General features: G+C 38.4%; 4 protein-coding genes. All 4 read left to right on the top strand.

Annotation, left to right across the window (positions count from 1 at the left end; all coding sequences use genetic code 11):
• Positions 1–192: 192 nt before the first annotated feature.
• Positions 193–2,226 carry a 6-bladed beta-propeller gene (locus AB1630_06460; GenBank protein ID MEW6103441.1) on the top strand — a complete coding sequence of 678 codons (2,034 nt, stop codon included), beginning with the start codon at positions 193–195 and terminating at the stop codon, positions 2,224–2,226.
• A 128-nt stretch (positions 2,227–2,354) separates the two neighbouring features.
• Entirely contained in the window at positions 2,355–3,557 is a 1,203-nt protein-coding gene (locus AB1630_06455) for a 6-bladed beta-propeller (protein ID MEW6103440.1), read from the top strand.
• 131 nt (positions 3,558–3,688) lie between these two features.
• Positions 3,689–5,734, top strand: coding sequence for a hypothetical protein (locus AB1630_06450; GenBank protein MEW6103439.1), 2,046 nt, complete (start codon positions 3,689–3,691; stop codon positions 5,732–5,734).
• 14 nt (positions 5,735–5,748) lie between these two features.
• A partial coding sequence (locus tag AB1630_06445; protein ID MEW6103438.1) for a PA14 domain-containing protein occupies positions 5,749–12,398 on the top strand: 6,650 nt, incomplete at its 3' end.

The following is a 12,398-nucleotide window of genomic DNA, read 5'->3' as shown; positions in this document are numbered from 1 at the left end:
CTTCTTAAGCGAAAGCGAGGGAGGATCGGTTTTAGTTTAACCTGCTGTTCTTGGGGCGTGCCCCCCAACATATATTTTCAAAGAAGCTTATTTTAGCTTTGTTATTTGGGATTGCTGAAAGAATAATAATCCTTGCTAAGATAAGCTTTTTATTTTAAAATTTGCTTTGAGATGAAGGTATGCTTTTTGGGAATGATTTTTATATTTCTTGCCTATCTAGGCTATCCCGAGGAGTATTATGAGTTTGTAGATATGTGGGGAGGGTTTGGAAAGATAGGATTCAATAATCCCTATGGAGTAACTGTAGACAATGAAGGAAATGTTTATGTTGCTGATACATTCAATCACCGCATCCAGAAATTTACCTCTAACGGTAGTTTTATAACTACATGGGGAAATCGTGAAGATAAAAATAGATACCTTTACTACCCATGGGCTATAGCTGTAGATAATGAAGGAAATATTTATGTTCTCAATGGATATTCTTACTATTCCATTGAAAAGTTTAGCTCTAATGGTAGTTTTATCGCCAAATGGGAAGGTTATTATGGAACTGAAAATGGACAGTTTAAAAATCCCCGGGGTATAGCCATAGATAATGAGAGAAATATCTATATTGCTGATACAGATAATCATCGCATCCAAAAATTTACATCGGATGGAAGCTTTACTCTCACATGGGGAAGCTATGGAAGTGAAAATGGACAGTTTAAAAATCCCCGGGGTATAGCCATAGATAATGAGAGAAATATCTATATTGCTGATACAGATAATCATCGCATCCAAAAATTTACATCGGATGGAAGCTTTACTCTCACATGGGGAAGCTATGGAAGTGAAAATGGACAGTTTAAAAATCCCCGGGGTATAGCCATAGATAATAAGGAAAATCTCTATGTTGCTGATTCAGGTAATGACTGCATCCAGAAATTCACCTCAAATGGAAGTTTTACTCTCCGATGGGGGAGTTATGGAAACTGGGAGGGAACGTTTGACAGTCCTATGAGTATTGCCACAGATAATGAAGGAAATGTTTATGTTGCTGATACAGATAATAACCGCGTTCAAAAGTTTACCTCAAATGGTAAATTTATAACAACCTGGGGGGGGTATGATACTGAAGATGCTAAAAATGGAAAGTTTAATCTCCTTTTTGGGATAGCAATAGACAATAAAATAAATCTCTATGTTGCTGATTCAGGAAATCATCGTATTCAAAAATTCACAGGGAATGGAAGCTTTACTTTCAAGTGGGGTAGTTATGGAAGGGGAAATAGGCAGTTTAACTATCCCCGTGGTATAGCCATAGATAATGAGAGAAATATCTATATTGCTGATACAGATAATCATCGCATCCAAAAATTTACATCGGATGGAAGCTTTACTCTCACATGGGGAAGCTGTGGAACTGAAAATGGACAGTTCATTTGGCCTTGTGCTATTGCCGTAGACAATAATGGAAATGTATATGTTGCTGATCCTTACAATAATCGCATCCAAAAATTTACCTCTGATGGCACCTTTATAACAAAATGGGGGAAATGGGGTTCATCTAATGGGCAGTTTCTTAGGCCAGGGGGCATCGCTGTAGACTCCTCTGGCTATGTCTATGTTGCTGATACTTACAATAATCGCATCCAAAAATTTACATCGGATGGAAGCTTTATAACCAAATGGGGGGGCATAGGGACTTCTAATGGGCAGTTTTTCTGGCCCTGTGGCATCGCTGTAGACTCCTCTGGCTATGTCTATGTTGCTGATACAGATAATCATCGCATCCAAAAATTTACCTCTGATGGCACCTTTACAACAAAATGGGGAAATAGGGGAACTTCTAATGGACAGTTTTTTAGGCCCTGGGGCATCGCTGTAGACTCCTCTGGCTATGTATATGTTGCTGATTCAGAAAATAATCGCATTCAAAAATTTAAGAAGATAGAAAAACCTTCCTCTTTATCCTCAAGAAAGATAGTGGTTTATCCCAATCCTTTTAAGCCTTTTTATAACCACACAAAGATTACATTTGATAAATTGCCAGAAAATGGTATAATTGAGATATACAACATAAAAGGAGAAATAACAAAAGAGATAAAATTTGATATAAACGATGGAGGAAGGAAAGAATGGGATGTAAAAAATGAACCACTTGCTAGTGGTGTATATATCTATCTAATTACCAATCCTGCGGGTGAAAGAATATTTGGCAAGATTGGAATAATAAAATAGGAGGTGTATAAAAAATGAAAAAGCTTATTTTGGCTTTAGTGTTTGGGGTTGCTGAAAGAATAATTCTTGCTAAGATAAGCTTTTTATTTTAAAATTTGCTTAATAAGATGAGGGTATGCTTTTTGGGAATGATTTTTGTATTTATTGCCTCTCTAGGCTATTCAGAGGAGTACTATGAGTTTGTGGGGAAATGGGGAGAATATGGCACCTCTAATGGGCAGTTTAAGTATCCTGTTGGGATAGCAATAGATCCATCAAACTATATCTATGTTGCTGATGGACGCAATTGCCGCATCCAGAAATTCACCCCGCAAGGAAGCTTTATTGCAAAATGGGGAGAATATGGCACCTCTAATGGGCAGTTTAAGTATCCATGTGGTATTGCAATAGACTCATCTGGCTATGTGTATGTTGTTGATGCAGAGAATCACTGCATTCAGAAATTCACACAAAATGGAAGCTTCACAGCAAAATGGGGGGGGGGAGGCTCTTCTAATGGGCAGTTTATTCATCCATGTGATATTGCAATAAACCCCTTTGGCTATGTCTATGTTGCTGATTTTGGCAATAGCCGCATCCAGAAATTCACACAAAATGGAGACTTTATAACAAAATGGGGGGAATATGGCACCTCTAATGGGCAGTTTATATCTCCATCCGGTGTTGCAATAGATTCATTTGGCTATGTCTATGTGGCTGATACATTTAATTGCCGCATCCAGAAATTCACACAAAATGGAGGTTTTATAACAAAATGGGGGGAATATGGCACCTCTAATGGAAACTTTAAGTCTCCATGTGATATTGCAATAGATTCATCTGATTACATTTATGTTACTGATATATGGAATTACCGCATCCAGAAATTCACAAAAGATGGAAGCTTTATAACAAAATGGGGGGAATATGGCACCTCTAATGGGCAGTTTAATCGCCTTAGTGATATTGCAATAGACTCATCTGGCTATATCTATGTTGCTGATGCAGAGAATCACCGCATCCAGAAGTTTATAAAGAGAATAGCGGCTTCTTATTTAAAAAAAGGGATTCCGGTTTACCCTAATCCCTTTAGGTCTTATCCCCCTTATAACCACACAAAGATTAAGTTTGGACATCCAACAGATGCAGAAAAAAAATTAACCAAAGAGGCAACGATTAGGATATATAATATTGCCGGGGAATTGTTAAAGACAATTATGGTTACCCCAAGTGATGGAGGATATAAAGAATGGGAGGTAAGAAATGAACCACTTGCTAGTGGTGTATATATCTATCTAATTACCAATCCTGCTGGTGAGAAAATAACGGGCAAGATTGGAATAATAAAATAGGAGGTGCATAAAAAATGAAGAAGCTTATTTTAGCTTTGCTATTTGGGGTTGCTGAAAGAATAATAATCCTTGCTAAGATAAGCTTTTTATTTTAAAATTTGCTTAATAAGATGAAGGTATGCTTTTTGGGAATGATTTTTGTATTTCTTGCCTATCTAGGCTATCCCGAGGAGTATTATGAGTTTGTGGACAAATGGGAAGAAGGGAAGGCTTCTTCTAAGGCAGAATTTAACTTTCCGTGGGGAATAGTTATAGATAAAGAGGAAACTATCTATGTTGCTGATACAAATAACCATCGTATCCAGAAATTCACATCCACAGGTATTCTTATAACCAAATGGGGAAGTTTTGGTACCTCTAGTGGTCAATTTGACTCGCCTCGTGGGATTGTAGACTCATCTGGCTATGTCTATGTGGCTGATTCAGGAAACTGTCGCATCCAAAAATTTACTCTAGAGGGAAGCTTTACAGCAAAATGGGGTACTTATGGTTCTTCCGATGGACAATTTGTGAATCCTTGTGGCATTGCAACAGACAACGAAGGAAATGTCTATGTTGCTGATTCAGGAAACTACCGCATCCAAAAGTTTACATCCAATGGTAGCTTTACCCTTAAATGGGGAACCTTTGGCACTGAAAATGGACAATTTGAATACCCGTATGGCATTGCCGTAGACAATAATGGCTATGTCTATGTGGCTGATACTTGGAACGATCGCATCCAAAAGTTCACAGAAGATGGAAGCTTTACAGCAAAATGGGGGGGGGTAGGCGCTTCTAATGGGCAGTTTGATCATCCATGTGGTGTTGCAATAGATTCATCTGGCTACATCTATGTTGCTGATACAAATAACCATCGTATCCAGAAATTCACATCTAATGGCAGCTTTACAACTAAGTGGGGGATGGTGAGTAATTATTTAGACGGTCGGTTTCAGTATCCTTACGGTATTGCCACAGACTTATCTGGCTATGTTTATGTTGCGGATACCTATAACAATCGCATTCAAAAGTTTACATCAGATGGTAGTTTTGTAGCCAAATTGGGTCCCGAAGGCTCTTTTAGCGGATGGCTTAATCCCTTTAGCATTGCCATAGACAATAATGGAAATGTCTATGTTGCTGATACAGAGAACCATCGTATCCAGAAATTCACATCTAATGGCAGCTTTACAGTTAGGTGGGGAATGTTAGGCTATCTTGATGGTCAGTTTTATTCCCCGGAGGGCATCGCCATAGACCAGGGGAGTTATGTTTATGTTGCTGATAGATTAAACCATCGCATTCAAAAGTTTACATCAGATGGTAACCTTATAACCAAGTGGGGTAGTTATGGGACCTCTAGTGGTCAGTTTATCTATCCGGTGGGTATTGCCATAGACCCTTCAGGCTATATCTATGTTGCTGATACATTTAACTATCGCATTCAAAAATTTACCCCTCAGGGAAGCTTTACAGCAAAATGGGGTACTTATGGTTCTTCCGATGGACAATTTGTGTATCCCTGTGGAATTGCAATAGACCTTTTTGGCTATGTCTATGTTGTTGATGTACTCAGGCGGGACATCCAGAAGTTTACCTCCCAAGGTAGCTTTGTAACTAAATTTGGAAGGTGGGGTTCTTTTGAAGGAGAATTCGATATGCCCTATGGCATCGCTATAGACCCCTCTGGCTATGTCTATGTTGCTGATACTTGGAACCATCGCATTCAGAAATTCACATCCACAGGAAACTTTGTAACCAGATGGGGAAGAAAGGGGTCTTTCTGTGGACAGTTTAATTCCCCTTGTGGCATCGCTATAGACCCCTCTGGCTATGTCTATGTTGCTGATACTTACAACGATCGCATCCAGAAGTTTAAAAGAATAGCCCTACCTTCTTCTGTAAGAGAAATCACTATTTTCCCTAATCCCTTTAAAGCCTATCCCCCTTATAACCATACAAAGATTACTTTTGGCGATCCAATTAACAAGGAGAAAAGATTGCCTCCTAAGGCAACAATTGATATTTACAACATTGTAGGGGAATTGATAAAAACCATAAAAGAAGAAGATGATGGAGAACTTGATGGCTTGGCTATTTGGGAGATAAAGGATATAGCAAGTGGTGTCTATATCTATGTAATTAAAGACCCCTCAGGCAATAAAGCCTTTGGAAAGATAGGGGTAATAAAATAGGAGGTGCATAAAAAATGAAAAAGCTTATCTTGGCTTTGGTATTTGGGGTTATGGGAATGGGGCATAGTGATTGGTATCCTTTAGGAGATGGAAGATTCTCTCCTGAAGGTGAAAGGCTTTGTTTAAAAAGCAGGGGAGGATTTTTTCTTCTTGAAAGGAACCTAGAAAGGGAGGAATATCTCTTAAAGACAAAGGTAAAGATTGAGGAAGGAAATAGAACCTTTATCTTTCTTTCTAATGGAGGGTATAGAATAAGCCTGGGAGAGAAGTTATTGATTGAGAAGCTAAGGGAGGATTCATTAAGGGGATACAGAGGTTCTTTTACCACCTTAGAGGAGATACCTATTTCTATCCTGGATAGTAATTGGCATAAGATTAAAATTATTAAGCATCAAAGGGGGATTGTGATTTCTCTTGATGACTATAGGGTTTCTTTAGAGGATACAAGATGGGGAGGCCAATTTATTGCCCTTGGTGTAGACAATGGAACAAAAGCTATTTTTGATAATATAGAAATTGTGTATAAGGCTAAAAAGAAAGGAATAGGTATCCTCCATAGCCCAGAGGGTAAGGACAGGTTAACCCATGAATTTATTACCTATAGGGCAACGGGGAACTATCCTATTTCCGAGACATATTGGGAAAGCTATTATAGAAATATGGTTATTGAGGGAAGTGGAGGAGAGTCACAGATTGAAGGCTATCCTGGAGAGGATGGTGAGGATCTTGATATAATTGAGGGTGAATTTTATACTACAAGCCATTTCTATAATCCTGAAACAGGATTGGGAATTACAATACCTTTGTATGGTCGGCGAGATTCATCTTTAAAGAAGGCAAAAGAGCTCTGGAATATGGCTATAGAAGACTATAGGAAGGGAAGAAAGTATGATGCCTATTATACCTTAGGAAGGATTGCCCATTTATTAGAGGATACAACATCACCAGCACATAGCCATCTTATTGTCCATAACATACCCCTTTATGAAAAGGATTATTTTGAAAATTGGTGTCCAACCCAAAAAGCCTCTGAGGCTTACTCAACAAATACAATATCCTCCCACGATAGCCTTGATGAATTCTTCAAGGAAACAGCATATTTATCCTTTGGCAAGGCAACTTTGGATATAAATGGCATCTCTGCCTCTTATGTGAACGATATGATCAATATGGTCTATGAAGCAAGCAATAGCGGGAATGGAAGATATAAAACCTATAAGATGGATAGCGAAAAGGGAACATCTGCTCAGGAATACCTTAAGAGGTGGATTCCCAAGATAATCCTTAAGCCAGAAGGAGGGTTTAGTGCTAATTATTACAACAATAAAGACCTTACCGGAACACCGGTTTTAACAAGAAACGATAAGGAGATTGACTTTGAGTGGGGAGATAGTTCACCGGATGATAGCTCAGTTCCCAAAGACATCTTCTCAGCAAGATGGACAGCAAGTATAAATATTCCCCATAATGGGAAATATACCTTTTATACCAAAACAGATGATGGTGTAAGGCTATGGATTGATAAAAATAAGAATGGAATTTGGGAAGATAGCGAATGCATTATAGATGAATGGCACGATAAGGGATGGGGAACAGGGGAATATCGTGGAAATATTGAGCTTTCTTCGGGAAGCTATAATCTAAAGATGGAGTATTATGAAAATGAAGGTAAGGCTTATGCAAGGCTTTATTGGGAAAGCGATGTAGACAACATTAGGGTAGAGAAATTAGCCAAATACCTATTTCCTGCCACCATTATGAAGGTTTCTGGCTTGATTAAGCATTTTGACAACAATAAGCCAGGCCTTGATTCTAATAACCTTGACTATATCATTGATAAATCTGGCAAATTTTTCAACACCAAGAATATTGACAAAGGGCCAATAACATATGTTTTAACCCTTAAAAACTTGGGAGACCCTGTAGAGAATGTAAAGGTAAATATTACCATCAAATATCAGATAGACAATGACTATCCAGAAGGAACAGTTACTCAAGAAAGCTTTGAGCAAAGCTTTAGTTGTCCTGGGGAAGAAAAGGAAATATCCATCCAGTTTGACCTTTCTGATGTTTCTCCTACCCCATATTATCTCTATGCCTATGGTGAGATTGAGTATTTAGGGAAGGTAAGAAAAACCTTTAGGCATATGGACTGGGTAAATGCAACCCCAATAATTGTAGAGGCAGATCCCCCTTCAATTGAGGTAGATGATAGTAATTATGAAACAGCAATTCCCCTTATTATAACAGTAGAAAGCTCGGAGACAGGAATGCCTCCTTTAAAAGATGCATTAGTTATGCTTTCTGGCTATATAAGTGCAAGCACAAAGACGGATGAAAATGGAAGAGCGACCTTTAACATTTTATTAGATAAGCAACAGGGGAATATAAATGCGAACATTTATTGTAGTGATGTTGAGGGAAACTATAAAGATTACTTCAACTTTATAATCCCCATTATTGACAAAAGACCACCCCTGATTATTGAAGGGCCAAATCCTACTCAAATTGGTGCTAATTTTGCCGAAATCTCCTGGAAAACAGATGAGTTATCCATAAACAATGAGGTTGAGTATGGCTTAACCACAAATTATGGAAGGATGGCAAGGGGGTTTTCTGGAACAACAAGCCATAGCGTAGACCTTGAGAACCTTTTACCCGAAAATACATATAACTATAGGGTAAAATCAACCGATTATGCAGGGAATACAAGGCAGGGTGAAAACCTTACCTTTACCACAATAAAGGGAACAGGCACACCTCCCTATGTTAGGGTTATCTCACCCAATGGAGGGGAGGTATTAAAGGGAGAGCAGGATATTGTCTTTATCACCGCAGATGATGAGCCTTTAACGATAACAGTTGAATTATGGAAAGGAGAAGATACACCCTGCCTTTACATTATTACTATGGAAGGGATTGGACCAGGGACAATTACTACGACCATAAAATTTGATACCCAAAGGGCTAAAAATGGAAATAATTATAGAATTAATGTTAATGCCAATGATGGAATTTATATGATGAGTGATACCTCTGACGGCGTATTCACGATTGACAACACCCCTCTTTCAACCCAGTTATTGTCCGCTTATCCAAATCCCTTTGACTCTGGTGTATGGATACCCTTTACCCTTTCCTCAGACGGGAATGTTAAGATAAAGATTTACAAAGCCTATTTTCCCTATCCATTGAGGAAAACATTAAATCTTGGTTATAAAAAAGCAGATTCTTATATTGCTCCAGGCAAGGCGGCATTTTGGGATGGAAGGGATAATGATGGAAATCAGGTATCTGGGCTTCACGGTTATTATCTTTATGTTAATGATAGTGAAATAGGAAGCAAACTCTTTACAAGACAAAGTGGTGCTTTATCTGCCACTTTTGTTTCACCAAGTAGCGCTGAGGTTGTAACTGGGATAAAAGAGATTAGATGGTCAGGCCAGGGTCTCTCGGGAAATATCTCCCTTGAATATAGTTATAATGAAGGAAACACCTGGCAAAGTATTGCAACAGTAGAGGCAAGTTCTGGGGTTTACCGATGGGATACAAAAAATGTATTAAATGGGACAAGGTATGTGGTAAGATTGGGAGATAAAGGCTATTCCTATGTTTTTACCATTAATAACAAACCCTCTACACCAAGCATAAAGATTCTTTCTCCTAAGACTAGAGATATATGGAAAGGAAGAAATAAGATAAGATGGGAAGCATCTGATCCATCTGGAATGCCTTTAAAGATAAACATCTACATTTCTGGTGATGATGGAAAAACATGGGCTACTATTGCTGAAGGAAAAGAAAATGAGGGGGTTTATGAATTGGATGCGGATCAAATGCTTGATGGTATCTATAAGATAAGGGTAGGAGCAAACAATGGAATAACTTTAAGGGAGGCTTGCTCAGAGAGATTTAAAATAGTCAAGGATATATCCAAATATTGGGGTAAAGAAAGAAAATTGAGTTCCTATGTAGATAACCTCAAACTAGCAATAGAAAGAGACAAAATATACCTACTTTGGTATGATATTTACAATAATAATTTATATTATCAAAAGAATATAGACAAAGGTTTAGGTTGGATTGATCCAATTAGTATAGGTAAGGTTTATTCTCCAGGTAGCTACAGTTCTCCTAATGCTATGGATATAGCTGTAAAGAATGGCGAGATTCATATTGTATGGTGTTCTTATCAAAAAGAAATAGGTAAAAATGTGATTAAATATAGAAGAAGTTTAGATGAGGGAATAAACTGGGATTCCGAAGTAATATTGGTAGAAGGCAAAATTAACGATTGGGGTAGGGAGCTTGAGCATCCAAGGATAACGGTTGACAAAAATAATAATGTTCATTTGGTATGGCAAGACCGTCGAGAAAGAGGCGAGCTTAGGAAGATGAGCAACATATATTACCGCTGTGGTGTTAATAAAGGAAGTATATGGGAGAATGAACAAAAACTAACCTTTTCTTCAGAAGATAAAAGGCATTGGGCTCCCCTTATTGTTTCCAATGAGGAGGGTATTCATATTAGCTGGCTTGCTGATGATTATCCATATTATCCCTTATATGTTTATTACAGAAAGAGTTCAGATTTTGGAATTACATGGAATGAACCTATCTTATTAGGGGAAAGGGACATAGATAGGTCTATATCAACAAAGGCAAATAAAACAGGAGGTGATTGTGATGAAAGCACATTAGAGCCATGGTTAGGAAGTAATCATTTTATATCTACCAATAAAAAAGAAATTTATGTTGGATGGTTGAGTCCAGGAATCCTTCGGCCTATTGTGTATAGAAAAAGCATGGATGGGGAAAATTGGGGAACTTCTACAAAGATACTTCTTGGTCCAAATGAATATATGACAAATGTAAGGATGCTTTTCATCAATAATACTATCCATCTTATTTGGGAAAGGGATGAGCTTGAAACAAAAATTACTTATATTTGTCATAAAAGAAGTAATGATGGTATATCTTGGGAAGAGGAGAAGGTTGGCATAAAGGATTGGCTTTCAAAGTGGTATCTAAATTACATCTTATCTGCAGATTATGACGATGAGAATATTTATATTTTCTGGAATGAATCTGATGGTCTTTATCACAAATCCCGACCCATCGACCCAACTCCACCATCAATTCCTCTTGTTACAGATAGCGGAAGATTCACCTCAGTTACCACCCAATTGCATATCCAGTGTGCATCAGTTGATCCAGAGACAGGGATCGCTGAATATCAATATTGCATGGGAACATCTTATGGAAAGAATGATGTCTTGGATTGGAAATCTTCTGGAACAATTACTGAGATAGTTGTAGGTGGCTTAAATCTGACCCAGGGAGGCACATATTACATTGGGGTTAAGGCAAGGAACAATGGGGGATTATGGTCTGATATAGGCTATTCTGATGGGATAACCGTAGATACCACACCTCCAAGCACACCTATTGTTGCAGATAGAGGGACATATACAAGCTTAACCCAATTGTCTGCTGATTGGTCTTCTTCTGACCTAGAGAGTGGCGTAGAATACTATTATGCGATTGGAACAAGCGAAGGAGGAACAGATACACTTGATTTCAGAGATGCAGGTAAAGCAGTAGGAGGAGGCTATGTGGGTCTTTCCTTAACCAATGACAGAACCTATTATTTTACTGTAAGGGCAATAAATGGTGCGGGTCTTTGCTCAATAGGCTATTCTGATGGAATAACCATAGATTTAACCCCACCAACCATTACAAATCCCAAGGCAATCCCAGGAACAGCAAGCCCTGGCTCTAATGTCAAATTCACTGCCTTAATAACAGATAGCCTATCTGGCATTGGCTCAGTAACCATTGATTTATCCCCAATTGGTGGCTTATCCAATCAACCAATGTCTGGCTCTGGAAATGGAACATATAGCTATACCTACACCATCCCCAATTCTGTCTCAATGGGAAAGAAGAATCTAGTAATTACCGCTTATGATATGGCAAAAAATAGCGTATCAGCCACTATTACATTAACCATAGAATCCCCTCCTTCTTCTCCAACTAATCTCCAGATCACCGAGATCAGAACAAACTCTTATTGGTGGTGGTGGTATTGGTGGTGGTGGAGATGGTGGAGGTCAATGACGAGTATGACCCTGCACTGGGATCAGAACCCTGAATCCGGCATAGCCTACTATAACATCTACAGAAATGGGGTAAAGATAGGAAGAACCTGGGGTAATTACTCTTGGTATTGGGTCTGGTATTTGCCCTATGGTGATTATAGATACACGGTTACTGTAGTAAGCAGAGAAGGTTATGAGAGTGAACAAAGTAAAGAGATAAGGATAATAAGGGAACGAAAAAACTGGTGGTATTCTAACGAGGTTTTCTCTATCTGGGGAAACAATAACTCTATTGATTTGAGACTAAAAAGGGGTGGTGGACGATGGTATGACAGATACACCTTTTATCTCTATCCCAAAGATAAACCCATTACAAATTATACAAAAGAACCAATCGGTTATAATAGAAACTCTTGGGGTTATGGAATTATAGACTCTACAAATCAAAGGTTGATAATTAGGGCATATCTCTTTGGTTATTGGTGGCGTCCAGCATACTTTAACTACAGGTATACCGCAATATCTGGCAAAACATCCTTAAATCCTTTAAAGATAGAAGAAGA

The sequence above is a fragment of the bacterium genome (genome assembly GCA_040753555.1).
In the GTDB taxonomy this organism is placed as follows: Bacteria; UBA9089; UBA9088; order UBA9088; family UBA9088; genus JBFLYE01.
This window is presented reverse-complemented; position numbering and strand designations above follow the sequence as displayed.